Source organism: Micromonospora sp. URMC 107 (genome assembly GCF_051386315.1).
Taxonomy (GTDB): domain Bacteria; phylum Actinomycetota; class Actinomycetes; order Mycobacteriales; family Micromonosporaceae; genus Micromonospora.
In genome coordinates this window covers 1-25,250 of record NZ_JBPQTK010000091.1, presented here as the reverse complement: position 1 = coordinate 25,250, position 25,250 = coordinate 1, and the positions used below count along the sequence as shown (strand labels likewise).

Annotated in this window: 25 protein-coding genes and 1 pseudogene; 13 read left to right on the top strand and 13 right to left on the bottom strand. The window is 74.0% G+C overall.

The window, feature by feature from the left end; translation table 11 throughout:
• From ACSNN9_RS19965 to ACSNN9_RS19940, 6 genes and pseudogenes are all read right to left on the bottom strand, one after another.
• Positions 1 to 305, bottom strand: a pseudogene (locus ACSNN9_RS19965) (peptidase S1); the annotation flags it as partial.
• 62 nt (positions 306 to 367) lie between these two features.
• On the bottom strand, positions 368 to 1,924 hold the full coding sequence (locus ACSNN9_RS19960) for a sensor histidine kinase (protein ID WP_436674855.1): 1,557 nt from the start codon (positions 1,922 to 1,924) through the stop codon (positions 368 to 370).
• Positions 1,921 to 2,622, bottom strand: a complete 702-nt coding sequence (locus tag ACSNN9_RS19955) for a response regulator transcription factor (RefSeq protein WP_089003225.1) — start codon at positions 2,620 to 2,622, stop codon at positions 1,921 to 1,923. The genes ACSNN9_RS19960 and ACSNN9_RS19955 overlap by 4 nt, the downstream gene beginning before the upstream one ends.
• Positions 2,623 to 2,698: 76 nt before the next feature.
• Entirely contained in the window at positions 2,699 to 3,364 is a 666-nt protein-coding gene (locus ACSNN9_RS19950) for a PadR family transcriptional regulator (protein WP_436674854.1), read from the bottom strand.
• A complete protein-coding gene (locus tag ACSNN9_RS19945) occupies positions 3,361 to 4,191 on the bottom strand; it encodes a DUF4097 family beta strand repeat-containing protein (protein ID WP_436674853.1) in 831 nt (276 codons plus the stop codon). Before ACSNN9_RS19945 ends, ACSNN9_RS19950 begins: the two co-directional genes overlap by 4 nt.
• A gap of 96 nt (positions 4,192 to 4,287) precedes the next feature.
• Positions 4,288 to 4,626: a hypothetical protein gene (locus ACSNN9_RS19940; RefSeq protein ID WP_436674852.1), complete on the bottom strand. Its 339-nt coding sequence runs from the start codon at positions 4,624 to 4,626 to the stop codon at positions 4,288 to 4,290.
• Positions 4,627 to 5,180: 554 nt separating this feature from the next.
• On the opposite strand from ACSNN9_RS19940, the gene ACSNN9_RS19935 reads away from it, so the two are divergent.
• Entirely contained in the window at positions 5,181 to 5,978 is a 798-nt protein-coding gene (locus ACSNN9_RS19935; RefSeq protein WP_436674851.1) for a helix-turn-helix domain-containing protein, read from the top strand.
• Entirely contained in the window at positions 5,969 to 6,169 is a 201-nt protein-coding gene (locus ACSNN9_RS19930; RefSeq protein ID WP_366639390.1) for a DUF397 domain-containing protein, read from the top strand. Before ACSNN9_RS19935 ends, ACSNN9_RS19930 begins: the two co-directional genes overlap by 10 nt.
• A 19-nt stretch (positions 6,170 to 6,188) precedes the next feature.
• Here ACSNN9_RS19930 and ACSNN9_RS19925 read toward each other — a convergent pair whose 3' ends face one another.
• The 3 genes from ACSNN9_RS19925 to ACSNN9_RS19915 form a co-directional block, all read right to left on the bottom strand.
• On the bottom strand, positions 6,189 to 6,974 hold the full coding sequence (locus ACSNN9_RS19925; RefSeq protein WP_436674850.1) for a lysophospholipid acyltransferase family protein: 786 nt from the start codon (positions 6,972 to 6,974) through the stop codon (positions 6,189 to 6,191).
• Positions 6,975 to 7,051: 77 nt separating this feature from the next.
• Entirely contained in the window at positions 7,052 to 7,828 is a 777-nt protein-coding gene (locus ACSNN9_RS19920) for a GNAT family N-acetyltransferase (RefSeq protein WP_436674849.1), read from the bottom strand.
• A gap of 102 nt (positions 7,829 to 7,930) precedes the next feature.
• The gene (locus tag ACSNN9_RS19915) at positions 7,931 to 8,437 is read right to left on the bottom strand and encodes a hypothetical protein (RefSeq protein ID WP_436674848.1); all 507 of its coding nucleotides are present in this window, start codon (positions 8,435 to 8,437) and stop codon (positions 7,931 to 7,933) included.
• 107 nt (positions 8,438 to 8,544) lie between these two features.
• Here ACSNN9_RS19915 and ACSNN9_RS19910 point away from each other — a divergent pair, with 107 nt between their 5' ends.
• From ACSNN9_RS19910 to ACSNN9_RS19880, 7 genes are all read left to right on the top strand, one after another.
• A complete protein-coding gene (locus ACSNN9_RS19910; protein WP_436674847.1) occupies positions 8,545 to 9,207 on the top strand; it encodes a hypothetical protein in 663 nt (220 codons plus the stop codon).
• 131 nt (positions 9,208 to 9,338) lie between these two features.
• Entirely contained in the window at positions 9,339 to 10,274 is a 936-nt protein-coding gene (locus tag ACSNN9_RS19905; protein WP_436674846.1) for an ABC transporter ATP-binding protein, read from the top strand.
• Positions 10,271 to 11,083, top strand: a complete 813-nt coding sequence (locus ACSNN9_RS19900; RefSeq protein WP_358081255.1) for an ABC transporter permease — start codon at positions 10,271 to 10,273, stop codon at positions 11,081 to 11,083. Before ACSNN9_RS19905 ends, ACSNN9_RS19900 begins: the two co-directional genes overlap by 4 nt.
• Positions 11,084 to 11,359: 276 nt before the next feature.
• Positions 11,360 to 15,097 carry a multifunctional oxoglutarate decarboxylase/oxoglutarate dehydrogenase thiamine pyrophosphate-binding subunit/dihydrolipoyllysine-residue succinyltransferase subunit gene (locus ACSNN9_RS19895; protein WP_436674845.1) on the top strand — a complete coding sequence of 1,246 codons (3,738 nt, stop codon included), beginning with the start codon at positions 11,360 to 11,362 and terminating at the stop codon, positions 15,095 to 15,097.
• 156 nt (positions 15,098 to 15,253) lie between these two features.
• The gene (locus tag ACSNN9_RS19890) at positions 15,254 to 15,433 is read left to right on the top strand and encodes a DUF6104 family protein (RefSeq protein ID WP_358081249.1); all 180 of its coding nucleotides are present in this window, start codon (positions 15,254 to 15,256) and stop codon (positions 15,431 to 15,433) included.
• A gap of 84 nt (positions 15,434 to 15,517) precedes the next feature.
• Entirely contained in the window at positions 15,518 to 17,590 is a 2,073-nt protein-coding gene (pta, locus tag ACSNN9_RS19885; RefSeq protein ID WP_436674844.1) for a phosphate acetyltransferase, read from the top strand.
• Positions 17,587 to 18,726, top strand: coding sequence for an acetate/propionate family kinase (locus ACSNN9_RS19880; RefSeq protein WP_436674843.1), 1,140 nt, complete (start codon positions 17,587 to 17,589; stop codon positions 18,724 to 18,726). The genes pta and ACSNN9_RS19880 overlap by 4 nt, the downstream gene beginning before the upstream one ends.
• Before the next feature lie 115 nt (positions 18,727 to 18,841).
• On the opposite strand, the gene ACSNN9_RS19875 is transcribed toward ACSNN9_RS19880, so the two are convergent.
• A complete protein-coding gene (locus ACSNN9_RS19875) occupies positions 18,842 to 19,012 on the bottom strand; it encodes a hypothetical protein (protein WP_436674842.1) in 171 nt (56 codons plus the stop codon).
• A gap of 190 nt (positions 19,013 to 19,202) precedes the next feature.
• Here ACSNN9_RS19875 and ACSNN9_RS19870 point away from each other — a divergent pair, with 190 nt between their 5' ends.
• The 3 genes from ACSNN9_RS19870 to ACSNN9_RS19860 all read left to right on the top strand — a co-directional run bounded on the left by ACSNN9_RS19870 (position 19,203) and on the right by ACSNN9_RS19860 (position 21,830).
• Positions 19,203 to 20,060, top strand: coding sequence for an alpha/beta hydrolase family protein (locus tag ACSNN9_RS19870; RefSeq protein WP_436674856.1), 858 nt, complete (start codon positions 19,203 to 19,205; stop codon positions 20,058 to 20,060).
• Positions 20,061 to 20,155: 95 nt separating this feature from the next.
• Positions 20,156 to 20,689, top strand: coding sequence for a nucleotidyltransferase domain-containing protein (locus tag ACSNN9_RS19865; protein ID WP_436674841.1), 534 nt, complete (start codon positions 20,156 to 20,158; stop codon positions 20,687 to 20,689).
• 157 nt (positions 20,690 to 20,846) lie between these two features.
• Positions 20,847 to 21,830 (top strand): alpha/beta hydrolase family protein, encoded by a 984-nt coding sequence (locus ACSNN9_RS19860; RefSeq protein WP_436674840.1) that lies wholly within the window; start codon positions 20,847 to 20,849, stop codon positions 21,828 to 21,830.
• 148 nt (positions 21,831 to 21,978) lie between these two features.
• Here ACSNN9_RS19860 and ACSNN9_RS19855 read toward each other — a convergent pair whose 3' ends face one another.
• The 3 genes from ACSNN9_RS19855 to ACSNN9_RS19845 form a co-directional block, all read right to left on the bottom strand.
• Positions 21,979 to 22,941 carry a zinc-binding dehydrogenase gene (locus ACSNN9_RS19855; RefSeq protein WP_436674839.1) on the bottom strand — a complete coding sequence of 321 codons (963 nt, stop codon included), beginning with the start codon at positions 22,939 to 22,941 and terminating at the stop codon, positions 21,979 to 21,981.
• Between the two features lie 94 nt (positions 22,942 to 23,035).
• Complete coding sequence (locus ACSNN9_RS19850; protein ID WP_436674838.1) at positions 23,036 to 24,208, bottom strand: NAD(P)-dependent malic enzyme; 1,173 nt, start codon at positions 24,206 to 24,208, stop codon at positions 23,036 to 23,038.
• A gap of 140 nt (positions 24,209 to 24,348) precedes the next feature.
• On the bottom strand, positions 24,349 to 24,699 hold the full coding sequence (locus tag ACSNN9_RS19845) for a S24 family peptidase (protein ID WP_436674837.1): 351 nt from the start codon (positions 24,697 to 24,699) through the stop codon (positions 24,349 to 24,351).
• Between the two features lie 86 nt (positions 24,700 to 24,785).
• Between ACSNN9_RS19845 and sodN the strand changes: the two genes are divergently transcribed.
• Positions 24,786 to 25,190, top strand: coding sequence for a superoxide dismutase, Ni (sodN, locus tag ACSNN9_RS19840; protein WP_088998581.1), 405 nt, complete (start codon positions 24,786 to 24,788; stop codon positions 25,188 to 25,190).
• The last annotated feature ends 60 nt before the right edge of the window (positions 25,191 to 25,250 follow it).

The window sequence follows — 25,250 nt, the reverse complement described above, 5'->3', positions numbered from 1 at the left end:
GGGCCACCGGCGGCCGGGGCGGGGCCACCGGCGGCCGGGGCGGAGTCTCCGGCGGACGCGGTGGCGAAGCCGACGGTCGGGGCGGAGTCGCCGCCGGGCACGGTGGTCAGGCCGACGGTCGGGGCGGACTCGCCGCCGGGCGCGGTGGCGAAGCCGACGGTCGGGGCGGAGTCACCGCCGGCCGGGGCGGTCGGGGCGGAGTCGGACTGCGCGCGCTCGGCGCGCGGCAGCTCGGCGGTGGGGTGCGACGGCTCGGCGTCGGGGTGGGCCGGCCGGCGCTGCGGGTCGGACTCGTGCTCGGTCATGCGTACACCTTGACGCGCGGCACTGCGATCCGCCTGGAACGCACCTGAATGTTGGCTGAAAGTCACTCGCCATCGCCCTCGGCCCCCGGCACGAGCGGGAGGCGGACCCGGAAGGTCGATCCCCCGCCGGGGGTCTCGGCCACCTCGACGGTGCCGTGGTGGGCGCGCACCAGCGCCGCGACGATGGCCAGGCCGAGGCCGGTGCCGGTGTTGCCGCCGGCCCGCCGGGTCCGCGCCGCGTCCACCCGGTAGAAGCGCTCGAAGACGCGCTCCGCCTGTTCCGGGGTGAGCCCGGGGCCGGTGTCCGCCACCTCCACCACGGCCAGGTTCCCGGGCTCGGACCGCAGCCGCAGGGTCACCGAGGCCTCCGGCGGGGTGTGCGTGAGGGCGTTGGTCATCAGGTTGCCGATGATCTGGCGCAGCCGGGCGTCGTCGCCGTAGACCACCAGCGGGCCGGAGCCGGGCCTGACCTCCAGCTCGATCCGGCGCGCGGGCGCCATCACCCTGGCGGCCTCGACCGCCTCGCTGGCCAGCACGGGCAGTTCGACCGGGGCGAGGGAGAGCGGTCGCTCCCGGTCCAGCCGGGCGAGCAGCAGCAGGTCCTCCACCAGCAGCCCCATCCGGGCCGCCTCCTGCTCGATGCGGCGCAGCAGGTCGGCGGTCTGCTCCGGTGCGCTCGCCGCGCCCTGCCGGTAGAGCTCGGCGAAGCCCCGGATGGTGGTCAGCGGGGTCCGCAGCTCGTGCGAGGCGTCCGCGACGAACTGCCGCATCCGCTCCTCGGAGCGCCGGGCCCGCGTCTCGGAGGCCAGCGCCGCGCCGGCCGCGTCCCGGGCGGCGGCCTCGGCGGACCGGGCGGCGGTCTCCGACGCGGCCCGCGCGGTGAAGGCGACCTCGATCTGCGTCAGCATCGCGTTCAGCGCCCGGGAGAGCCGACCCAGCTCCGAGGTCGGGCAGGGTTGCCCCTCCTCGGGGTCGGGCACCCGCCGGGTGAGGTCGCCCCCGGCGATGGCGGCAGCCGTACGCTCTATCTCCACCAGCGGCTTCAGGCTGGTCCGGACGATCGCCGCGCCGATGGAGGCGAGCAGGATCAGCACCGCGCCGCCGACCAGCAGGTCTATCCAGACCAGCTGCTTCACGGCGCGGTCCACCTGGGTGAGCGGCTGACCCACGGCCAGCACCGAGCCGTCCTTCTGCCCCGCGTAGACCACCCGCCAGCGGGTGTGGCCGTCCCGGGACAGGACGGTGCGGGGCTCGCCCACCCGCGCCGCGAACCCGCTCCAGTCCGTGGGGAAGTCGGGCAGCTGCTCGGGGTCGAGGCTGAGGTCGTCGTAGACCGGCCGGTACACCCGCTGCTCGTCGGCGATCGACACGACGTAGCTGCTGGGCAGCATCGCCTGGATCTGGCCGCTACGCAGCCCGGGAAGCGCCTGCCCGAGGCCCTGGCTGGCCGACTTGATCTGACCGTCGACCTGGCCGACCAGGTAGTCGCGGAGGAAGAAGGCGGTCAGCGAGCTGATCACCAGCAGCGCGGCGGCGACCAGGGCGAGCACCGAGGCGACCAGCTTCACCCGCAGCGGTACCCCGCGCAGCCACGCCTTGCCCTGGTGGAGCGGGTTCACGCCGCCGGCTTGCGCAGGACGTAGCCGACACCCCGCAGGGTGTGGATCAGCCGGGGCTGGGTGTTGTCCACCTTCCGTCGCAGGTACGAGATGTAGGACTCGACGATGTTGTCGTCGCCCCGGAAGTCGTAGTTCCACACGTGGTCGAGGATCTGCGCCTTGGACAGCACCCGGTTGGCGTTCAGCATCAGGTAGCGCAGCAGCTTGAACTCGGTCGGCGAGAGCTGCACCCGCTGGCCGGCCCGGTGCACCTCGTGGGTCTCCTCGTCCAGCTCCAGGTCGGCGAAGGTGAGCCGGGAGGGCGCCTGCTCGCCGCTGCTGGTCCGCCGCAGCACCGCCCGGATCCGGGCGGTGAGCTCCTCCAGGCTGAACGGCTTGGTGACGTAGTCGTCCCCGCCGAGGGTCAGCCCGCGGATCTTGTCGTCGGTCGCGTCGCGGGCGGTGAGGAAGACCACCGGCGTACGGGTGCCGCCCTCGCGCAGCATCCGGATGACCTCGAAGCCGTCCAGGTCGGGCAGCATCACGTCGAGCACCACCAGGTCGGGCCGGTGGTCCTTGGCGGCGTTGAGGGCGGCGCTGCCGCTCGTCGCGGTGGCCACGTCGAAGCCCGCGAAGCGCAGGCTCGCGGAGAGCAGTTCGAGGATGTTGGGATCGTCCTCGACGACGAGCAGTCGCGCCTCGGTCTGGGTAGCGGCCATGCCGCCCATCATCCGTGCTCTCGCTGCGTCCGCGCTGGGCGGTCGCTGGAAAGAACCTGTGAGGCGACCGTCGCGCTCAGCGCAGCAGCCGGCGCAGCCCGTCCAGCGCGCCGTCGAGCAGCCGGACGGCCGTACGCAGCTGCGAGTCGCTCGGCCGGCGGGCCCGGACCAGGGCGCCCACCTCGACGGCGAAGGCCGCCAGCCGCTGGTCGAACTCGTCCAGCGGCGTCGACCCGGGCGCGGGTGCGGGACCGGGCGCCGGCAACGGGCCGGTGGGCGGCGTGGGTGAGGGGCCGGGCGAGGGGGCGGGCGTCGGGCCGGAGCCGGAGGGCGCCCAGCGGGTACGGCGGGTCTGCCGGGCCGCCTCGCGCAGCTCCCGCTTCAGGTCGCGGACGGAGCCGCGTACCTCGTTCTGGATCTCCCCGGCCAGGGCCGACAGGTCCTCCACCGAGGCGGTGATGTCCGACTCCAGGGTGGTCAGCTCGCCGGCCCGCTGCCGCAGCTCGGCCCGGCCCGCCTCGGTGATCTCGTAGACCTTGCGGCCACCGGCGGCGGTGTGGGCGACCAGCCCGTCGGCCTCCAGCCGCTGCAACCGGGGATAGATCGTGCCGGCGCTGGGCGCGTAGAGGCCGAGGAAGCGCTCCTCCAGCAGGCGGATCAGCTCGTAGCCGTGCTTCGGGCCGTCGTCGAGGAGCTTGAGCAGGTAGAGCCGGAGCCGCCCGTGACTGAACACGGCGGTCACGGCAGCTCCTCCTCGTCGTCGTCCACCGGGCGGGCGAGCAGCGCGATGCTGCCCGACGTGGCGGACGCGGAGAGCCTACCCTCACCCGCGCCGAGCACGCCCTCGCTGTCCACCACGGACCCCGGGACGGCGCTGCCCCGCACCTCGGGGAAGCCGCTGGTGATCCGGCCCGACGTGGTGTGCAGCCGGACGGCCAGGTCGCTGTCCGCCCGGACCCGGACGGTGATGCTGCCGGAGACCGTGCTGAGCCGGATGTCGCTGCGCCGGGGGTTGTCCAGGTCGCAGGTGATGGCCCCGGAGACGGTGTGTGCGCGGACCCGCCCGGCCGCGCTGTCGGCGAGGATCACCTCTCCCGAGACGGTCTCCAGGTCCAGGTCGCCGGCCACCCCCAGCGCCTCGACCGGGCCCGCCATGGTCTTCGCCGACGTCCGGCCGTGGAGGCCCATCAGGGCGATCCGGCCGGAGGTCACCTCCACCCGGGTCTCGCCGCGCAGGCCCGACGCGACCAGCGGACCCTCCACCAGTTCCAGGTCGGCCAGCACGTCGGGCGGGACCGCGACGGAGACGTCGACCCGGGGCAGCCGGGACAGCGGGCCCAGCCAGAAGACGTGGTCCGAGAGCCGCCAGCGTCGCTGCTGGCGTACGGAGAGCCGGCCGTCGCGGTGCTCCACCAGGACCGGCCGGCGTCCGACCCGGGTGACGTCGACCCGAGGCGGCCCGTCGGTGGCCACCACGTTGAGGCGACCGCTGAGCAGGTGGACGTCGAGTCGGTCGACGGGCCCGTCCAGGGTGATCCGCTGCGGGGCGTGCACGGTCCAGTCGGTCATCGGTCCCTCCCTCCACGGCGTGCCGCTTGGCCGGCCTGCCGGATGGCAGGACACTAACGCGATACATCGCGATATGACAAGCGCGGACGTGACGCCTCACGGCACCGGTTCCACGAGCGGCCGGCGGTACGGTCCCCAGGCCACGAAGCGGTCGAACATGGCCCGGGGGCTGGGACCGCCGCGCGGGTCGAGGTGGTAGAGGTCGCGCATCGCCTCGTACATCAGGCCCGCCAGGTAGATCGACAGGCTCTGCTGCTCGCCCTCGTACTCGGCCTTGAGCAAGAGTCGCGCGGTCGCGCAGGGCCACGGCTGGCCGCACGAGCGACAACCCCAGTGCGGTCGCAGCGGCGTGTGCGGCGGCCGGCCCTCGATGTGGTGGCGGGGGCGCCCGGGGCGCGGTCCGGGGCCGGGCTGCGGGAGCCGGGTGGAGAGCACGGGCCTCACCAGCGCCCCCCGTTCGACCGGCGCGCCCGCCCGACGGCGGCCAGATCGGCCGCGCCGTACCACAGGATCTCGGTCGCGTCGTTCGCCCTCGGCCCGACCGGAGGCGGCACGAAGGGCCCGATGGGGCCGGGGATGTACGGAGCCGGCCTGCTCGGGCGGGGCGGCGGGTGCGGCGCCGGAGCGGGCTTCGGCCGCGCGTCCCAGACTCCCGGCGCCGGCTTCGGACTCCTGCTCCGGATCTCCCGCCGCTCCGCGCAGTTCGGGCAGGCGCAGTGCCGTCCGCACCGACTCCGGTGCCAGCCTCCACGGTTAACCACTTCTCCCCCACCCCGCTGTCGAGGTGGGCCGCCCCGCCACGGGAAAGCGGGGCGGCCCCGGCAGGACCCGCCCACGTCCTCGATGACGGCGAACGGGCCCGCGTGGTGACAGTCTGGTGAGGACACCACTACCGTCGACACATGCTCGCCGCATCCGCGCAGGTCAACGAGCCGGCTGAGCGGGCACGGGAGACACGCCGACGGGACCGAGCAGAATGTGGGGAATCGATGGGCACCGCCACCAACTACGTGCTGGGTGAGCTACGCACGTTCCGCGCTCAGCTCGGCCTGAGCCAGGACGACTTCGGCAGGACGATCGGCTACTCCGGGTCGCACGTCAGCTCCGTCGAGACGGGCGGTCGCCCGCCGACGCGGGAGTACATGAAGGCGATCGACGACCAGCACGACACGGGCGAGCGGTTCGGCCGGATGCTCCGCGAGCTGGCCCGGCTGGACGCCACGCCGGCCTGGCTACGGGAGTGGATCGAGTTCGAGCGGGAGGCGGCGACGCTGCGCTGGTTCGAGCTGGCGTACGTGCCGGGCCTGCTCCAGACCGAACGCTACGCCCGCGCCACGTTGGCGGGGGGCCGGTTCACGGCGGACGAGGTCGAGCGGATCGTCGCGTCCAGGCTGGAGCGTCAGGCGATCCTCGGCCGGGAGCGGCCGCCCCAGCTCATCGCCGTCGTCGACGAGGCCGTGCTGCGCCGGCCGGTGCTCGACCAGCCGGGGCTCATGGCCGAGCAGCTCGACCACCTGGTGGCCGTCGCGGCGCAGGAACACGTGCAGCTGCACGTCGTCCCGGCCGACGCCGGCATGTATCTCGGGCTGGCCGGGCAGTTCATCATCGCCGAACTGCCGGACGGCACCCGCGTGGCCCATGCGGACAACCAGCTCAGCGCGCAGATCGTCGACGCATCCACCGATGTTGCTAGGCTGGCCAGGACGTGGGAGATCGTGCGGAACGAGGCCCTCCCCCGCCGGCAGTCGACCGTGCTGATCAAGGAGGTGGCGAAGTCATGGACGTGACGACCCCGCGGTGGCGGAAGTCGACGAGGTCCGGCGGCAACGGCGGTTCCTGTGTCGAGGTCGCCGACAACGTGCCGGGCGTCGTGCTGGTGCGCGACACCAAGGACCGCGAGGGCGGCACCCTCCACTTCGACTCCCGGGCGTGGCAGTCGTTCGTCGGCCTGGCCAAGCGGATCGGCCCGGTCGGCTGACCCGCTTCTCCCGCCGTCCTCATGCCGCGTATCCCGCCGGCGCGCTCCCGACGGCGGCAGCGGTGACGTGCACGACCGACTCGGCCGCCCGGGCGAGCAGCCGCCGGTCGGCGTCCCGGGCGGGATGCAGTGCGGCGGAGACGCCCACCCGCACCTCCAGGCCCCGGGCGGCCAGCACCCGACGCACCGAGCGGAGCAGGTCGTCGTCCCCGACGAATGCGGCGGCCGTGGTCGGCACGCCGGTCGCGGCCCACCGGTAGCCGATCCGCAGGGGCACCACCGGCGCCCGGGCGTCGATCGCCGCCTGGAACAGCGCCGGGCGGAACCCCCGGCCGGGCCGGCAGCCGACCGCGTCGGCGGTGCCGCACCAGGTCGTACCCTCCGGGAAGACCGCCACCGGGCGACCGGCGCGCAGCGCGGCGGTGACCCGGGCCACCGTCGCGGGCAGGTCGCGGGGGCGGGAACGGTCGACGAGGACGGTGCCGGCCGCGGCCGCGAGCAGCCCGACCAGCGGCCAGGACCGGACCTCCCGCTTGGCCACCATCCGGGCCGGCGCGACGGCCAGCAACGCCAGCACGTCCAGCCAGGAGGCGTGGTTGGCGACCAGCAGCGCCGCCCGCCGGGGCGGCCGGCCGCGCACCACGAGGCGCACGCCGAACGCGCGCAGCGTCCACCGGGCCCAGCCGCGCAGGGCCGCCGCCCGGTCCCCGGCCGGCAGCACCGGTAGCAGCGCCGCCAGCGCCGTGCCCGCCGACAGCATCCCGAGGACGGCGAGGGTCCGGCCCGCCCGCCGGGCCGGCGACACGGCCGGCACCTCGCCGTCGACCGGGAGACATCTCGGCCCGCACCCCGACACGGGCAGCCAGAGGCGTCCGGCCGCGCTCACCGCTCGCCCCCACCGAGGAAGTGCCGCAGGTAGCGGGGGTTCATCCGGTCCAGGGAGAAGAGCACGTAGAAGTCGGCCACCCCGAAGTCCGGGTCGTACGCCGGCTCGCCGCAGACCCAGGCCCCGAGGCGCAGGTAGCCGCGCAGCAGCGGCGGCAGGGCGCCCGCCGCCGGGCCGTCGACCGCCGCCGGACCGGTCGCCGCACCCGGCTCGGCGAACCAGGGACGCCTCGGCCGTACGCGCAGCCGCGGCGGGGCCAGGTGCCGGGCCGCGACCTCGTCCCACACCCGTGCGACGGTCCCGCCCCCGTCGGCGACCGGCACCGACGCGCAGCCGCCGAGCCAGCGCGAGCCGCGCAGGTGCAGGTAGCGGACGATGCCGGCCCACATCAGGTTGATCACCGCCCCGGAGCGGTGGTCGGGGTGCACGCAGGACCGGCCGGCCTCGACCAGGTCGTCGCGCAGCGGGTCGAGCGCGGCGAGGTGGAACTCGGTCTCCGCGTACCGCCGGTCGGTGCGCCCCGGCGGGAGCAGCCGGTACGTGCCGACCACCTGCGCGGTGCTCTCCTGCCGGACGATCAGGTGGTCGCAGTACGGGTCGAAGTCGTCGACGTCGAGCCCGGCGGCGCCCGGGCGCAGGACGGCGCCGAGTTCGCTGGCGAACACCTCGTGCCGGAGGCGTTGCGCGGCCGCGACCTCGCTCGGGTCGTCGGCGATCAGCAGGGTGTAACCGCTGGTCGTCAGGGGTGCGCCAGCGGCGTGCAGAACGGCCATGGGACCTGTGTAGGCGGCCCGGGTTGCCGGCCGGCGGGGTGAGGGGTGTCGATGAGGTGAACGGCCCGTGCCGGTGTCGGGGCGGCGGGGCTGGCGCCCGTCTCAGCGGGTGGCGGGCAGGTCCCGGGCGAGGTGCGGGCGCCGGAACCCGACCGTGACCAGACGCCGCAGGTCGGCCCGGTTGTCGTGCATGAGCTGGACGTGGAAGTAGTTGACGTACTCCAGTGCGGCGAAGAGGCCGAAGGCCAGCCCCGGGTACGACCGCGCGCCGGGCGCCCGCACGGCGGCCACGGCGCAGGCGACGATCACGGCGGCCAGGAGGAACGGCAGGGCGGCGCGGGCGGTGACGAAGTGACGCCGGCCGGGCAGGCGCGGCTCCCCGCGGCGCAGTTGTCGCAGCTTGAGCGCCCAGTAGGCCGCGCCCACCACGAGCAGGACCGCGAACGCCGCGAAGCCGGCGAGATTCGCCGCTGTGAGCGGCAGGCCCACCAGCTGGAACCACACCCACGCCTGTAGGGGAACGTTCAGCAGCTCCCAACCGGCGAGGGAGCGGAGCCGACGCCGGGCCGCCTCGCGGGTCGGGCCGGCCGACAGGTGGGTCCTGGGCACGGCCCCAACAGTGGCACAGCACCGGACGAACACCGGGACCGACGGCGTGCGAGGCTGCCGGGGCGCGTGCCGGCGACGGGGCCGGGCGCCCTCGCCGGAGGTGAATGATGATCATCGAGTCGCGCTTCAACGGGCCACCCGGCTCGGGCAACGGCGGCTGGAGCGCCGGGGTCTTCGCCGCCGGCGCCGGCGGCCCGGGGCCGGTCGAGGTGACGTTGCGTCGCCCGCCCCCGCTGGAGACCCCGCTCACTCTCGCCGACGGGGAGGTCCGCGACCCGCAGGGCCTGGTCGTCGCCCAGGTCCGCCCCGCGGAGGACCCCCGGGCGGTGGTGCCGCCGGTGGACCTGCCGGCCGCGCGGGCCGCCTCGGCGGCGTACCCCGGGCTGGTCGACCATCCCTTCCCGGGCTGCTACGTCTGCGGCCCGGACCGCGCCGACGGGCTGCGGATCTTTCCGGGGCGGCTGCCGGACGGCCGCACCGCCGCGCCGTTCCGCGTGCCCGGTCCGGTCACCACGCCCACCGTCTGGGCCGCGCTGGACTGCCCCGGCGGCTGGGCGGTGATCGCCCCCGGCCGGCCGTACGTCCTCGGCCGGATCGCGGCGGTGGTCGCGGCGCTGCCCGAGCCGGGCGACGAGTGCGTGGTGACCGGCGTGATGGTGGGCGGCGAGGGGCGCAAGGCGCTCGTGCACACCAGCCTGTACGCCCCCGACGGCACCCTCCTGGCCTGGGCCCGGGCGACCTGGATCGCCGTGGCGGACGACGTCGGATAATCGTCCCTGGGGATGAGGGCCTCCTGCCTGAGGCGGAGGTGGATCTAGGAAGTGCGCCTGATTGACCTGGTTGCGCGCGCCCGCCACGCTGTGTCACGGCGTACCCCGACGCCACCGCACGAAGGAGAGCAATGACTGACGGGCAGAGAAGCCCCACCGGTGACGGTCAGATCGTGGTGTCCGGCCTGACGAAGCAGTACAAGAACGTCCGGGCCGTCAACGACCTGTCGTTCACCGTCCAACCGGGGCGGGTGACCGGCTTCCTCGGCCCCAACGGCGCCGGCAAGACCACCACGCTGCGGATGCTGCTGAACCTGGTCACGCCGACCAGCGGGACGGCGACCATTGGCGGGCGGCGGTACGCCGACCTGACCGACCCGCTGCGGCACGTCGGCGCCGTGCTGGAGGCGTCCAGCGCGCACAAGGGCCGCACCGGCATCAACCACCTGCGGGTGATCGCCGCGGCGGCCGGGCTGCCGAAGCACCGACCCGATGAGGTGCTGGCGCAGGTGGGGCTGACCCCGGCGGCGAAGCGCAAGTTCAAGGGCTACTCGCTCGGCATGAAGCAGCGGCTCGGCATCGCCGCCGGCATGCTCGGCGACCCCCGCGTGCTGATCCTCGACGAGCCCGCCAACGGGCTCGACCCGGAGGGCATCCGGTGGATGCGCGGGTTCCTCAAGAACCTCGCGCACGAGGGCCGCACGGTGCTGGTCTCCAGCCACCTGCTGTCGGAGATGCAGCTGCTCGCCGACGACGTGGTGATCATCGCGGCCGGGCAGCTGGTCCGGCAGGGCACGGTCGAGCAGGTGATCGGCTCGATGGCGCAGGGCGTCCGGGTCCGGGTCCGCACCCCGCAGGCCGACGCGCTGACCGCCGCCCTCAAGGAGGGGCCGGCCGTCGTCGACGTCGACGAGCACGGCGTCCTGCTGGTGGGCGGGGTGGACGCCCCGACCGTGGGCCGCGTCGCCCTGACGGCGGGCGTCGAACTGCACGAACTGACCACGGAACGGCCCGACCTGGAACGGGTCTTCCTGGAGCTGACGGCCGGAAAGGCGGGCATCCGATGAACCTCGTCCGGTCCGAGCTTCTCAAGATCCGCACCACCAGCACATGGTGGTGGCTGGCCATCGCCGCGTTCCTGTCGATCGTGCTGGCCTTCGCGTTCAACGCCTGGGTCGCCAACGAGACGTTGAGCGGCAAGGGCGACAACCTGGGCGTCACGGGCGACCAGGCCTCCGCGGGGGCGCAGGCCGCGAACCTCTACACCTCCGGGCAGTACCTGGGCCTGATGTTCGTGATGCTCATCGGCATCCTGATGGTCACCAACGAGTTCTTCCACCAGACGGCGACCACGACGTTCCTGGCGACGCCGCGGCGCACGTCGGTGATCCTCAGCAAGCTGGTCGCGGCCAGCCTGCTGGGCGTCGGCTTCTGGCTGGTGACCACGCTGATCGACCTGGCCGCCGGCGCGGTGTTCCTGTCGGCCAACGGCCACGGCACCCTGCTCGGCGAGTGGGCCGTGCAGCGGGCGCTGCTGCTCAACCTGCTGGCGTACGCGATCTGGACGGTCCTCGGCATCGGCATCGGCACGCTGATCACCAACCAGCTCGGCGCGGTGATCACCGCCGCGGTGCTCTACCTCGTCGGCACGCAGGTGGTGGGCCTGTTGTTCATGCTGCTGGCGAACGTGCTGGACAGCCAGGCCGTGGTCAAGTGGCAGGTGATCTGGCCGGCCGTCGCCTCGACGGTCATGGTCAGCGAGGGCCAGACGGACTTCACGCCCGCGTGGTGGGTCGGCGCGCTCGTGCTGATCGGCTACGCGGTGGTGAGCGGGGTCGTCGGCGTCCTGATCACCCGGCGGCGCGACATCTCCTGACGCGTCCGGACGGCGGCGGGGGTGGTGCCGGACACCACTCCCGCCGCCGCGCGACCGGGGCCGATCCCCACACCGGCCCTTACCAGCAGTCGCCCGGACACGCAGCGTTTGGTGAACTTCTGGCATCTTCTGTGAAACGGGCCACCCGGTGGAGGCGGAAATGCCTGTGCCATCCGTACGGCGTAGCCTGGGAGCCGTCTCGTGCGCGCTCGAAGGCAGGGCGTCACCGGACACCGCGTGACACACAAACCCGCGTGAAAGAGGCGATTACCGGCCGTGTCGACCCAGCAGACTTCGCAGGAGAACCCACTGGCGGGTTTCGGCCCGAACGAGTGGATCGTCGAGGAGATGTACCAGCGCTACCTCGCCGACCCCACCAGCGTCGATTCGGCCTGGCACGACTTCTTCGCGGACTACCGCCCGGCGCCCGGCGCCGGGAAGCCGCGCGGAGCTGAGCAGGCCCCGAAGCCGGCCGCCAAGCCGGAGCCCGCCGGGCAGCAGGAGGCGGCCACCGCGGTCGCGCAGCCGGTGGAGAAGAAGCCGGCGGAGAAGAAGCCGGAGCCCAAGCCCGAGCAGCCCGCCGCCAAGGCCGCCCCGGCCAAGCCGGCGCCCGCGAAGGCGGCCCCCGCCAAGCCCGCGGCGGCCAAGCCGACCGCCACCGGCCCGCAGACCACCCCGCTGCGCGGCGTGGCGGCGAAGATCGTCCAGAACATGGACGCCTCGCTGGCCGTGCCGACCGCCACGAGCGTGCGCGCCGTCCCGGCCAAGCTGCTGGTCGACAACCGCATCGTGATCAACAACCACCTCACCCGTGGGCGCGGTGGCAAGGTCAGCTTCACCCACCTCATCGGGTACGCGATGGTCCGCGCCCTGGTCGCCCACCCGGAGATGAACAACTCCTTCGCCGAGGTCGACGGCAAGCCGACCATGGTCCGGCCGGAGCACGTCAACCTGGGCATCGCGATCGACCTGGTCAAGCCGGACGGCAGCCGCAACCTGGTGGTCCCCTCCATCAAGGCCTGCGAGCAGATGGACTTCCGGCAGTTCTGGCAGGCGTACGAGGACGTGGTCCGGCGCGCCCGCCGCAACGAGCTGACCATGGACGACTACTCGGGCACGACGATCTCGCTGACCAACCCGGGCGGCATCGGCACCGTGCACTCGATGCCGCGGCTCATGCAGGGCCAGAGCGCGATCATCGGCGTCGGGGCGATGGAGTACCCGGCCCCCTACCAGGGCATGTCCGAGGCCACCCTGGCCGAGCTGGCCGTCAGCAAGGTCATCACCCTCACCAGCACGTACGACCACCGGATCATCCAGGGCGCCCAGTCCGGCGAGTTCCTGAAGGTCATGCACGAGCTGCTGCTCGGCGAGCACAGCTTCTACGACCAGATCTTCACCTCGTTGCGTATCCCCTACGAGCCGGTGCGCTGGATGCGCGACGTGGCGGTCAACAACGAGGGCCAGATCAACAAGACCGCCCGGGTGCACGAGCTGATCCACGCGTACCGCGTGCGCGGCCACCTGATGGCCGACACCGACCCGCTCGAGTTCAAGATCCGCAAGCACCCCGACCTGGACGTGCTCCAGCACGGGCTGACCCTCTGGGACCTCGACCGCGAGTTCCCGGTCAACGGCTTCGCCGGCAAGCAGCGGATGAAGCTGCGCGACATCCTCGGCGTGCTGCGTGACTCGTACTGCCGGCGCGTCGGCATCGAGTACATGCACATCCAGGACCCGGAGGAGCGGCGCTGGATCCAGGAGCGGATCGAGCGCAAGTACGAGAAGCCGTCGCCCGAAGAGCAGAAGCACGTGCTCAACCGGCTCAACGCCGCCGAGGCGTTCGAGACCTTCCTCCAGACCAAGTACGTCGGGCAGAAGCGCTTCTCACTGGAGGGCGGCGAGTCGCTGATCCCGCTGCTCGGCGAGGTGCTGGAGGCCTCCGCCGAGGGCGGGCTGGACGAGGTCGTCATCGGCATGGCCCACCGTGGCCGGCTCAACGTGCTGGCCAACATCGTCGGCAAGCCGTACGAGAAGATCTTCTCGGAGTTCGAGGGGCACCTGGACCCGCGCTCCACCCAGGGCTCCGGCGACGTGAAGTACCACCTGGGCCAGAACGGCAAGTTCACCACGCCCGACGGCGACCACGCGGTCAAGGTCTCGGTGGTGGCGAACCCGTCGCACCTGGAGGCCGTCGACCCGGTGCTGGAGGGCATCGTCCGGGCCAAGCAGGACCGGATAGACCTCAAGCTGGAGGGCTACACCGTGCTGCCGCTGGCGGTGCACGGTGACGCCGCCTTCGCCGGCCAGGGCGTGGTCGCCGAGACCCTCAACCTCTCGCAGCTGCGCGGCTACCGCACCGGCGGCACCGTCCACGTGGTGGTCAACAACCAGGTCGGCTTCACCACCGCCCCGGAGTACAGCCGCTCCAGCCTCTACAGCACCGACGTCGCCCGGATGATCCAGGCGCCGATCTTCCACGTCAACGGCGACGACCCCGAGGCCGTGGTCCGGGTCGCCCGGCTGGCGTTCGAGTACCGGCAGACCTTCAACAAGGACGTCGTCATCGACATGGTCTGCTACCGCCGGCGCGGGCACAACGAGGGCGACGACCCGTCGATGTCCAACCCGCAGATGTACAAGATCATCGACTCGAAGCGGTCCGTCCGGAAGCTCTACACCGAGGAGCTGATCGGGCGCGGTGACATCACCGTGGAGGACGCGGAGGAGCTGCTGCGCGACTACCAGTCGCAGCTGGAGCGGGTCTTCAAGGCCACCCGCGACGCGGCCACCACGCCCCGGCAGCTCAGCCGCCCCAAGCGGGAGGACGAGCCGGAGCCGCAGGTGGAGACCGCCACCGACGCCGCCGTCGTCAGGGCCGTCGGCGAGGCCCACGTCAACCTGCCGGAGGGCTTCACCCCGCACAAGCGCATCCAGCAGCTGCTCGACCGGCGGGCCAAGATGTCCGTCGAGGGCAACATCGACTGGGGCTTCGGCGAGATCATCGCGTTCGGCTCGCTGCTGCACGACGGGGTCACCGTCCGGCTCGCCGGGCAGGACTCCCGCCGGGGCACCTTCGTGCAGCGGCACGCCTCCGTGGTCGACGCCCAGACCGGCAACGACTACCTGCCGTTGCAGTCGCTGACCGGCGACGGCGAGCGCTCCCGGTTCTTCGTGCACGACTCCCTGCTCAGCGAGTACGCGGCGATGGGCTTCGAGTACGGCTACTCGGTGGAGAACATCGACGCGCTGGTCTGCTGGGAGGCGCAGTTCGGCGACTTCGTCAACGGCGCCCAGTCGGTGATCGACGAGTTCATCTCCTCGGGCGAGGTCAAGTGGGGCCAGCGCTCCGCGGTCACCCTGCTGCTGCCGCACGGCCACGAGGGTCAGGGCCCGGACCACACCTCCGGCCGCCCGGAGCGGTTCCTGCAGATGTGCGCCGAGGACAACATGCGGGTGTCCATCCCGACCACGCCGGCGAACTACTTCCACCTGCTGCGCCGCCAGGCGCTGTCGCCGAAGCGCAAGCCGCTGGTGGTGTTCACGCCGAAGTCGCTGCTGCGGCACAAGCTCTGCGTCTCCCCGGTGGAGGACTTCACCACCGGCACCTTCCAGCCGGTGCTGCCCGACTCGGGCACCCCGGCGCCGGAGCAGGTGAAGCGGGTGCTGCTCTGCTCGGGCAAGGTCTACTACGACCTGTTCCAGGCCCGCGCCGAGCGCGGCGTCACCGACACCGCGATCATCCGGATCGAGCAGCTCTACCCGATGCCGGTCGAGGAGATCCGGGCCGCCCTGGCGGCGTACCCGAACGCCGAGGACTTCGCCTGGGTGCAGGAGGAGCCGGCCAACCAGGGAGCCTGGTCGTTCGTCGCGCTCAACCTGCTGGAGCACCTGGCGGACGTCCGGCTGCGCCGGATCTCCCGCCCGGCGGCGGCGGCCCCGGCCGTCGGCTCGGCGAAGATGCACGAGGTCGAGCAGACCGCGCTGATCGAGGCGGCCCTGCCCCGCCCGTGACCTGACCGCAGCACCGCCGACCGGGGCAGGGACCGTCACGACGACGGCTCTGCCCCGGTCGGCGTCCGGCCTCCCCCCGCCCGGGTGGTCCGGCCGGTGTCCACGGCACGGGTCGGACGACCCGGACGCCCCCACAGACGAGCGAGGAACGACAGCATGTACTTCACGGACCGCGGAATCGAGGAGCTGGTGCAGCGGCGCGGCGAGGAGTCCGTCAGCGTCGAGTGGCTCGGCGAGCGCCTGCGCGACTTCGTCGACCTGAACCCCGAGTTCGAGACCCCGATCGAGCGCTTCGCCACCTGGCTCGCCCGCCTCGACGACCCCGACGACGAGTAGCCCGGCCGCGACAGGGCCATGTTTCCGTGATCAACGGGTACCTGGACCCGAGCCGGGTGCCCGGCGATCTTCTAGGGTGGGTGCGTGGCGCGCAGTGTGTACCTGACCAGCGTGGGCTCCGGCGGCGGAAAGTCGACCATCGCCCTCGGCCTGGCCGAGCTGTTGTCCCGGCAGGTCGAGCGGATCGGCGCGTTCCGGCCGCTGGTGCGCGGGGACGGTCCCGACCCGATCCTCGCCCTGCTCGGTGACCGCTACCGGATCGGGCTTCCGCTGGCCGACCTGAGCGGCACCAGCTACGCCGAGGCGACCGCGCTGGTCGCCGACGGGCGGCGGGAGGAGCTGATCACCGGCATCGTCGAGCGGTACCGGGAGGTCGAGCGGCGCTGTCCCGCCGTGGTCGTGGTGGGCAGCGACTTCGCCGACGGCGGCGACGGGGCCGGTCCCCGCGAGCTGGCCTTCAACGCCCGGCTGGCCACCGAGTTCGGCAGCGTGGTGGTGCCCGTCGTCGACGGCTTCGGGCAGGAGCCGGCCGCGATCGCGGCCGCCGCGCGCGGGGCGTACCACGATCTGGAGGACCTCGGGGCGACGGTGCTGGCGGTGATCGCCAACCGGGTCCCCGGCCCGATGACGCTGCCCGAGCTGCCTGTCCCCACGTACGCCATCCCGGAGGTGCCGACCGTCTCGGCGCCGACGGTGGCCGAGGTGGCGGCGGCGCTCGGCGCCACCCTGCTCGCCGGCGACGACGACGCGCTCAGCCGCGACGTGCTCGACTACGTGGTCGGCGCGGCGCACGTGCCGACGCTGCTGGACCACCTGACCGAGGGCGCGCTGGTGATCACCCCCGGCGACCGGGCCGACCTGCTGGTGGCGGCGAGCGCCGCGCACGTGGCCGGGCAGGTCTCCGTCTCGGGGCTCGTGCTGACCCTCGGCGAGCAGCCCGACCCGCGGGCGATGCGGCTGGTCGAAGGGCTCAACACCGGGCTCGCGGTGCTCTCCGTGCCCAGCGACAGCTACGACACCGTCGCCGCGTCCAGCCGGATCGAGGGCCGACCCAGCGCGGCCAACCCGCGCAAGGTGGAGGCCGCGCTCGGCGCGTTCGAGCGCTGCGTGGACACCGACGACCTGGCCCGCCGGCTGCGGGTCAGCCGCTCCGAGCGGGTCACCCCGCTGATGTTCGAGTACGACCTGATCGACCGCGCCCGGGCCCGGCGCCGGCACCTCGTGCTGCCCGAGGGGGCGGAGGAACGGATCCTGCGGGCGACGGAGATCCTGCTGCGCCGGGGCGTCGCCGACATCACCCTGCTCGGCCGCCCGGACGACGTCGCGCGGCGCACCCGCGAACTGGGCATCGACATCACCGGCGCGCAGGTGGTCGACCCCGTCACCAGCGAGTGGCGCGACGAGTTCGCCGCCACGTACGCCGGGCTGCGCGCGCACCGCGGCGTGACCCTCGACCTGGCCCACGACATCGTCGCCCAGCCCAACTACTTCGGCACGCTGATGGTGCAGACGGGCCACGCCGACGGGATGGTCTCCGGCGCGACCCACACCACCGCCGCCACCATCCGGCCCGCGTTCGAGATCATCCGGAACGTGCCGGGCGTCTCGGTCGCCTCCAGCGTCTTCTTCATGCTGCTCGCCGACCGGGTGCTGGTCTACGGCGACTGCGCGGTCAACCCCGACCCGGACGCCGCCCAGCTCGCCGACATCGCCATCTCCTCGGCGGAGACGGCCGCCCGGTTCGGCATCGAGCCGCGGGTCGCGATGCTCTCCTACTCCACCGGCAGCTCCGGGGCGGGCGCCGACGTGGAGAAGGTCGCGGCGGCCACCAGGCTGGTCCGCGAGCGCCGGCCCGACCTGCTCGTCGAGGGGCCGATCCAGTACGACGCGGCGATCGACCCGGCGGTGGCGGCCACGAAGCTGCCCGGCAGCGAGGTCGCCGGCCGGGCCACGGTCTTCATCTTCCCGGACCTGAACACCGGCAACAACACGTACAAGGCGGTGCAGCGCTCCGCCGGGGCGGTGGCCGTCGGGCCGGTGATGCAGGGCCTGCGCCGGCCGGTGAACGACCTGTCCCGGGGCGCCACGGTGCCGGACATCGTGAACACCGTGGCGATCACCGCCATCCAGGCCGCCGCCACCGAGGAGTCGTCATGAACGGTCCCGCCGCCCCGCAGGAGCGGGTCCTCGTCCTCAACTGCGGGTCGTCGTCGGTGAAGTTCCGGCTCTTCGACGGCGACCGGGTGGTCGACAAGGGCACCGTGGAGCGGGTCGGCGAGGCCGGCGGCGGGCCGGCCGACCACGAGACCGCCGTCCGGGGCATCCTCGACGGGCTGGACCTGACCGGGCTGGCGGCCGTCGGGCACCGGGTGGTGCACGGCGGGAAGCGGTTCGGCGAGCCGGTGCTGATCGACGACGCGGTGCTGGCCGCGATCCGCGACCTCGTCCCGCTCGCGCCGCTGCACAACCCCGCCAACCTGGCCGGCATCGAGGTCGCCCGGGCGGCGCTGCCGGAGGTGCCGCAGGTCGCCGTCTTCGACACCGCGTTCCACCACACCCTGCCCGAGGCCGCCGCGACCTACGCGATCGAGCGGGACACCGCCGAGCGGTACGGCATCCGGCGCTACGGGTTCCACGGCACCTCGCACGCGTACGTGTCGCGGCGCACCGCCGAGCTGCTCGGCCGCCCGTACGCGGAGGTGAACACGATCACCCTGCACCTCGGCAACGGCGCGAGCGCCTGCGCGGTGGCCGGCGGCCGGAGCGTGGCCACCTCGATGGGGATGTCCCCGCTGGAGGGTCTGGTGATGGGCACCCGCAGCGGCGACCTGGACCCGACCGTGATCTTCCACCTGCGCCGGGAGGGCGGGCTCTCCGTCGACGAGATCGACGACCTGCTCAACCACCGCAGCGGCCTGCTCGGGCTGACCGGCGCCAACGACATGCGCGAGGTGCTCGCGCGCCGGGCGGACGGCGACCCGGCGGCGGCGCTCGCCTTCGACGTCTACTGCCGGCGGATCACCGGCTACGTCGGGGCGTACTACGCCCTGCTCGGCCGGGTGGACGCGGTCACCTTCACCGCCGGCGTCGGCGAGCACGCCGCGCCGGTCCGCGCCGCCGCCCTGGCCGGCCTGGACCGGCTCGGCATCGCGGTGGACCCGGAGCGCAACGCCGCCGCCGGCGACCGGGTCATCTCGCCCGAGGGGGCCGAGGTGACCGTCTGCGTCGTCGGCACCGACGAGGAGCGCGAGATCGCCCTCCAGACCCGCGCGGTGGTCGACGCGACCGGCTGACCGTCCCCGCCCGCGCGCGTCACGTGCGGGCCGGCCAGGGTGGCGCCCGCCCCGGATCGCCCGGGCCGGCCACGGGTCGCCCGGGCCGGCCACGGTCAGCTCAGGCCGGCCACGGTCAGCTCAGGGCGAGCCAGGCGAGCAGGGCGACCAGCACGACGGCGACCGCCGCCGCGCCGACGAGCAGCGGCGTCCGGGACGCGCCGGCCGGCGCCTCGGGCTCGGCGGTGTGGGCGAAGGCGCGGAACGCCGCGGTGTTGCCGCTCGGGTCGGTCTGGTTCTCAGGCATGGCGGTGACCCTAGCCAAGCCCGTTCCGCACCGCCGTCCACCACGCGCGCCCCGGCCTCAGGTCGAGCCGGCCGGCGGAGACGATCCGGCCAGGTGGCGGGACGTCCGGGCCGGACGGCGGGGCCGGTCCGGGCCGTCGGGCACCTACCGTGAAGCGGTGGGGATCAAGCGGCTGGTCGCCGTGCTGACGATGACGCTGCTGGCCGGTTGCGCCCCGGCGGCCACCGCCGCGCCCGGCGCACCGCCGCCGGCCCGTCCCGCGCCCACGGCGGCCTACGCCGTCGGCGTACGCACCTTCACCGTCGACCCGGCCTCGGCGCGCCCCCTGCCGGTGACCGTCTGGTACCCGGCGGAGGGCGGCGCGGTGGCCGCCGGGCGCTTTCCCGTGGTGGTCTACAGCCACGGGCTGCACAGCCTGCCCGAGCTGCACGCCGGGCTGACCGCCCGCTGGGCCGCCGCCGGGTTCGTGGTGGCCGCCCCCGCCTACCCGCACACGCGGCGCGGCGCGGCCCGGTTCAGCCGTGCCGACGTACGCCACCAGCCGGCCGACGGCTGGCGGCTGATCCGGCACCTGGTGCGGCTCGACGCCCAGGCCGGGGACCCGCTCGCCGGGCACCTCGACGTCGCCCGAATCGCCGCCGCCGGCCACTCGGCGGGCGGCTTCACCACGGCCGGCATGTTCACCTCCGGGCGGTCGGGGCGGCTGCGCGCCGGCATCGTGATCGCCGGGGGCGGGATGGCCGGCAGCTTCGCCGGGCCGGCGGCCCCGTTGCTCTTCGTGCACGGTACGGCGGACCGGATCGTGCCGGCCACGGTCGGCCGCGCCGCCTACCACCGCACGACGGGCCCGACCGCCTTCCTGAGCCTGCTCGGGCAGGGCCACGGCGAGTACCTGACGCCGGGGTTGCCGGGCTTCGACCAGGTTCTCGCCACGACCACCGACTTCCTCCGCTGGACGCTCTACGGCGACCAGGCCGCCGGCCGCCGCCTGCCCGGCGACGCCCGCTCCCCCGGAGTGACAACGTTCGAGACCCGCCCCACCGGCTGATCCACCGTCCCGGCCCGGGCGCGGGCCAGGCGGCTGTGGCGGCCGGGGCGCGTAACGCCGTGGCGCGGGGAGGACCGCCGAGCTACGGTGCCGCCGTGGACGGTCTCGCGGGGCGGCAACTGGACGGCATCGCCGAGCTGGCCGGGCTGGCGTCGGCGGCCGGCATCGAGGTGTGGCTGCGGGGCGGCTGGGCGATGGACTTCCACCTGGGCGAGGTCACCAGGCCGCACGTCGACGTCGACTGGTACTGCTGGCGCGCCGACGCCGACCGGCTGGCCTGCCTGCTGCGCGGGCGCGGCTGGCGGCCCGACCCGCGGATGCCCGTCGACGTGCAGCTCGACCTGATCCGCGACGACGTCGAGATGAGCCTCGCGTACCTGGCGCGGGACGCGATGGGGCAGGTGGTGGTGGGCGCCGGCCCGTGGACGGGTACGGCACTGCCGGACGGGATGCTGTCCGGTCCGCCTGGTCGGATCGGCCCGCTGACCGTCCCGATGATCTCGGTGGCCGCCCAGATCGAGTTCAAGGAGATGTTCCCCGTCTGGATACCGGGCCGGCCCCGCCGGGCGAAGGACGCCGCCGACCTGACCCGCCTGCGCGCCACCGGTGCCGGCGAGCGGCGCCCGTGATCGGTTGACGCTCCGCCGGGCTCGGAGCCGCGTACCGCCCGGGGCGACGTCAACGGATCATGAGGGACGGACCCCGGCCAGGCGGGCCGGGACGTGGGCGGGGTCACCGCGTCGATTCTCGGCGGGCGGGGGCGCACCGCGAGGCACAATCGTTCCCATGCCCCGTCGTGTCACCCCCGCCCTGCTCGCCTCCGCACTGTTCACCGCCGGTCTGGTCGGCTGCTCCGACGACGCCGGGTCGGCCCCGCAGGCGGCGGTCCCGCAGGCCACGGCCCCGGCGCCGCCCTCGCAGGCGGCCGCCCCCACCCCGCGGGTGCCCGCCGGCACCGCGCCCGACCGGGCCTTCGCCGTCGGCGTACGGCAGCTGAAGCTGAACCGCGACGGGGACCGGCCGCTGCCGGTGACCGTCTGGTACCCGGCGGCCGGGAGGCCCGGCGGGCAGCCGGAGCGGTCGGCGGACGCCGCCACGGGGAAGTTCCCCGTCGTCATGTTCAGCCACGGGCTGAACGGTCGACCGGCGGACTACGGGACGCTGCTGACGCGCTGGGCGGCGGCCGGGTTCGTGGTGGCCGCGCCGACCTTCCCGCACACCGCCCGGGGCGGCGACGGCAACGTGCTCGACGTGCTCAACCAGCCGGCCGACGTGTCGTACGTGCTGACCCAGGTGCTCGCCCTCGACGCCCGCGCCGGCGACCCGCTGCGCGGCCGGCTGGCCACGGACCGGGTGGCGGCGGCCGGGCACTCGGCCGGCGGGGTGACCACCATCGGCCTCTTCACCGCCGGCCGGGACGAGCGGCTGGACGCCGGGGTGGTCTTCGCCGGCACGGCGCTCGGGGTCGGCACCGCCTTCGCGGGCGCCGCCGCCCCGCAGCTCTTCGTGCACGGCGAGGCCGACGAGGTGGTCGAGTACGCCGCCGGCAAGGCCGCCTACGACAAGGTGCCCTGGCCGAAGGCGATGCTGAGCCTGCCGAAGGGCGACCACGGCCGGGCGCTGCTCAGCGACGGCGCCGCGCTGCGGGTGGTCTCGGACACCACGGTCGAGTTCCTGCGCTGGTCGCTCTACGGCGACCAGACCGCCAAGGGCCGCATCCCCACCGACGCCGCCCGCGACGACATCGCCACCCTCGACAACCGCCTCTGACCCGGCGGAGGGGACAACCGCGCACGCCGCCACCCGGCACCGGCCACCGACCGTCTGAGCGCGACGGCCACCCGGGCACCGACCGTCGAAGCGCGACGACCGCCCGGGCACGACGACACCCGGCCCGGGCGGCCAGCCGCTCCGCCGGTCAGGCGGTGTGGTCGACGACGACCTTGCCGAAGACGTCGCCGGAGTGCAGGCGGGCGAAGGCGTCGGCGACCCTGCTGAACGGGACCACCGTGTCCACCACCGGGCGCACGCCGCGCTCGGCGCAGAACGCGAGCAGGGCGGCCAGCTCGTCGGGGGTGCCCATCGAGGTGCCCAGGATCTCCAGCTGCATGGCGAAGACGCGGCGCAGGTTGACCTTCGGCTCGTGCCCGGCGGTGGCGCCGGAGACCACGATCCGGGCCATCGGCGCGGCGGACTTCAGCGAGTGGTCGAAGGTCGCCGCCCCGACCGTCTCGACGACCACGTCGACCCGCTCCGGCAGCCGGGCGCCGGGCTCGACGGCGGTGGCGCCCAGCTCGGCGATCCGTTCCCGCTTGGCGGCGTCGCGGCTGGTCGCGTACACCCGCTTGCCCATCGCGGCGGCGAGCGCGACGGCCGCCGTGGCCACGCCCCCGCCGGCGCCCTGGACCAGCACGGCGTCGGCCTCGTCGACCCGCCCCTTGGTGGTCAGCATCCGCCACGCGGTCAGCCAGGCGGTCGGCAGGCAGGCCGCGTCCGCCGCCGCCAGCCCCGCCGGCAGGGCCAGCAGGTTCGACCGGGGTACGGCCACCCGCTCGGCCAGCGTGCCGGGGAAGTGCTCCGAGAGGATGGAGATGCCGCGCGGGTCGGCCGGGGTGGGGATCACCGGGTAGACGACGACCTCGTTGCCGTCCGGGTCCACCCCGACGGCGTCGCAGCCGAGGATCATGGGCAGCTGCTCCGCGCGCAGCCCGACCCCCCGCAGCGACCAGAGGTCGTGGTGGTTGAGGGAGCTGGCCCGCACCTGCACGGTCACCCAGTCGTCGGCCGGGTGGGTCGGCTCGGGCTGCTCGCCGACGGCGAGCGCGGCGAGCGGGTTGGCGTCGTCGAAGCGGGAGACGAAGGCGGCACGCATGATCGGCACGGTAACAAGCCGAGCCCTCCACAAGAAGGGCACACCGGTGTGGGAAGGGCGCCTTCCTGCCGCCGGGCGGCAGGGAGGCGCCCTTCCGCGTCCTTCAGCGGGTGACGCCGTCGCGGCGGGCGGCCTCGGCCACGGCCGCGGCCACCGCGGGGGCGACCCGGGGGTCGAGCGGGGACGGGACGATCGCCTCGGCGGTGAGCGACTCGGCCACCACGCCGGCGATGGCGTCGGCGGCGGCGACCTTCATCCCGTCGGTGATCCGGGTGGCCCGGGCGTCCAGCGCGCCCCGGAACACGCCCGGGAAGGCCAGCACGTTGTTGATCTGGTTCGGGTAGTCGCTGCGGCCGGTGGCGACGACCGCCACGTGCCGGGCGGCCACCTCCGGGTGCACCTCGGGCGTCGGGTTGGCCAGCGCGAAGACGATGCCGCCGGGGGCCATGCCGGCGATCGCCGCCTCCGGGATCTGCCCGCCCGAGACGCCGATCAGCACGTCCGCGCCGCGCAGCGCCTCGGTGACGTCGCCCTCGCGACCGCCGGCGTTCGTGCTCGCCGCCAGGTCGGCCTTGGTGCCGGTCAGCCCGGACCGGTGCCGGCCGATGATCCCCTTGGAGTCGCAGACGACCACCTGGTCGGGATTCACCCCGCCGGCGATCAGCATCTTCGTCACCGCGACCCCGGCCGCGCCCGCGCCGCTGACCGTCACCCGCAGGTCGCCGAGCTTGCGGTCGAGCAACGTGGCGGCGTTGCGCAGGGCGGCGAGCACGACGATCGCGGTGCCGTGCTGGTCGTCGTGGAAGACCGGGATGTCCAGGGCCTCGTCCAGGCGGCGCTCCACCTCGAAGCAGCGCGGGGCGCTGATGTCCTCCAGGTTGATCCCGCCGAACGACGGGGCGAGCGCGCGCACCACGGCCACGATCTCGTCCACGTCCTGGGTGTCCAGGCAGACCGGCACCGCGTCGACCCCGGCGAACTGCTTGAACAGCACCGCCTTGCCCTCCATCACCGGCAGCGCCGCGCGCGGGCCGATGTTGCCCAGCCCGAGTACGGCCGAGCCGTCGGTGACGACCGCGACGGTGTGCGACGCCCAGGTGTAGTCGTCGGCGAGCGTCGGGTCGGCGGCGATCGCCTCGCAGACCCGGGCCACGCCCGGGGTGTACGCGAGGGAGAGGTCCTCCCGGCTGGTCAGCGGGACGGTCGAGGCGACGGCCATCTTGCCGCCCCGGTGCAGTCGGAAGACGGGATCAGCGGGGTCCACGGTGGACGACATGGTGACTCCAGGATCTGTCGAGCAGACGGAGCGGCCGGCGCGGGCGCGAGGTGGGGCGCCGAGCGGCGGCACGCGGTGCGGGGGTCACCCGGGCACGTTTCGAGCATAGTGTCGCCACCGTCACACCGATGTGAGCGGGGTCATATCCGACGCGGGCGCACCCGCGCGGGCCGGGGCCAGTAGCGGGCGACCACCCGGCCCCGCACGTCGGCCACCCCGTACGCCCGGGAATCGTCGGTGACCAGGTCGTTGTCGCCGCGCAGCCACCAGCCACCGTCCTGGGCGCGGACGGCGCGTTTGACGACGAGCAGGTCGGGGCGGCTGCGGAAGACCGCGACCACGACGTCGCCGGGGCGCACGGCCCGGCCGCCGGGGCGGACCAGCACCGCGTCGCCGTGCCGCAGCGTGGGCGACATGGACGGGCCGGTCACCAGCACGGCGGTCAGCGGCCACCGCAGCCGGGGGGCCGCCGTCGGGCAATCGGTCCCCATCGGTTTCCCCTCCACCCGCCCTCCCTGGAGCGCCTCCAGGAGTAATGTCGTCTTGGATCATCGCAAACTTCCCATGGAGGATCCTGATGCGACTTCCGCGCATCCTTACGCCCCGCGTGACCGCCAGCGCCCACTGCGACCTGCCCTGCGGCGTCTACGACCCGGCCCAGGCCCGGATCGAGGCCGAGTCGGTGAAGGCGATCTGCGAGAAGTACCAGGCCAACACCGACCCCGAGTTCCGCACCCGCGCCATCCTGATCAAGGAGCAGCGCGCCGACCTGGTGAAGCACCACCTGTGGGTGCTGTGGACCGACTACTTCAAGCCGGCCCACTTCGAGAAGTACCCGCACCTGCACCAGCTGTTCAACGAGGCCACCAAGCTGGCCGGCGCCGCCGGCGCGAAGGGCGGCACCGACCCGTCCAAGGCCGACGAGCTGCTCCAGAAGATCGACGAGATCTCCAAGATCTTCTGGGAGACCAAGCAGGCGTGACCCTCACCGGTCCGCCGACGATCCGGCCGGCACGTCCCGAGGACGTGCCGGCCGTCGTCG

Excerpts from the sequence above, each read along its gene's own strand:
- ACSNN9_RS19845 (WP_436674837.1), bottom strand. The coding sequence starts at position 24,699 with ATGGGGACCGATTGCCCGACGGCGGCCCCCCGGCTGCGGTGGCCGCTG.
- ACSNN9_RS19910 (WP_436674847.1), top strand. The coding sequence starts at position 8,545 with ATGATCATCGAGTCGCGCTTCAACGGGCCACCCGGCTCGGGCAACGGC.
- sodN (WP_088998581.1), top strand. The coding sequence starts at position 24,786 with ATGCGACTTCCGCGCATCCTTACGCCCCGCGTGACCGCCAGCGCCCAC.
- ACSNN9_RS19935 (WP_436674851.1), top strand. The coding sequence starts at position 5,181 with ATGGGCACCGCCACCAACTACGTGCTGGGTGAGCTACGCACGTTCCGC.
- ACSNN9_RS19905 (WP_436674846.1), top strand. The coding sequence starts at position 9,339 with ATGACTGACGGGCAGAGAAGCCCCACCGGTGACGGTCAGATCGTGGTG.
- ACSNN9_RS19870 (WP_436674856.1), top strand. The coding sequence starts at position 19,203 with ATGACGCTGCTGGCCGGTTGCGCCCCGGCGGCCACCGCCGCGCCCGGC.
- ACSNN9_RS19900 (WP_358081255.1), top strand. The coding sequence starts at position 10,271 with ATGAACCTCGTCCGGTCCGAGCTTCTCAAGATCCGCACCACCAGCACA.
- ACSNN9_RS19945 (WP_436674853.1), bottom strand. The coding sequence starts at position 4,191 with ATGACCGACTGGACCGTGCACGCCCCGCAGCGGATCACCCTGGACGGG.
- ACSNN9_RS19880 (WP_436674843.1), top strand. The coding sequence starts at position 17,587 with ATGAACGGTCCCGCCGCCCCGCAGGAGCGGGTCCTCGTCCTCAACTGC.
- ACSNN9_RS19920 (WP_436674849.1), bottom strand. The coding sequence starts at position 7,828 with ATGGCCGTTCTGCACGCCGCTGGCGCACCCCTGACGACCAGCGGTTAC.
- ACSNN9_RS19875 (WP_436674842.1), bottom strand. The coding sequence starts at position 19,012 with ATGCCTGAGAACCAGACCGACCCGAGCGGCAACACCGCGGCGTTCCGC.
- ACSNN9_RS19930 (WP_366639390.1), top strand. The coding sequence starts at position 5,969 with ATGGACGTGACGACCCCGCGGTGGCGGAAGTCGACGAGGTCCGGCGGC.
- ACSNN9_RS19850 (WP_436674838.1), bottom strand. The coding sequence starts at position 24,208 with ATGTCGTCCACCGTGGACCCCGCTGATCCCGTCTTCCGACTGCACCGG.
- ACSNN9_RS19955 (WP_089003225.1), bottom strand. The coding sequence starts at position 2,622 with ATGGCCGCTACCCAGACCGAGGCGCGACTGCTCGTCGTCGAGGACGAT.
- ACSNN9_RS19860 (WP_436674840.1), top strand. The coding sequence starts at position 20,847 with ATGCCCCGTCGTGTCACCCCCGCCCTGCTCGCCTCCGCACTGTTCACC.
- ACSNN9_RS19890 (WP_358081249.1), top strand. The coding sequence starts at position 15,254 with ATGTACTTCACGGACCGCGGAATCGAGGAGCTGGTGCAGCGGCGCGGC.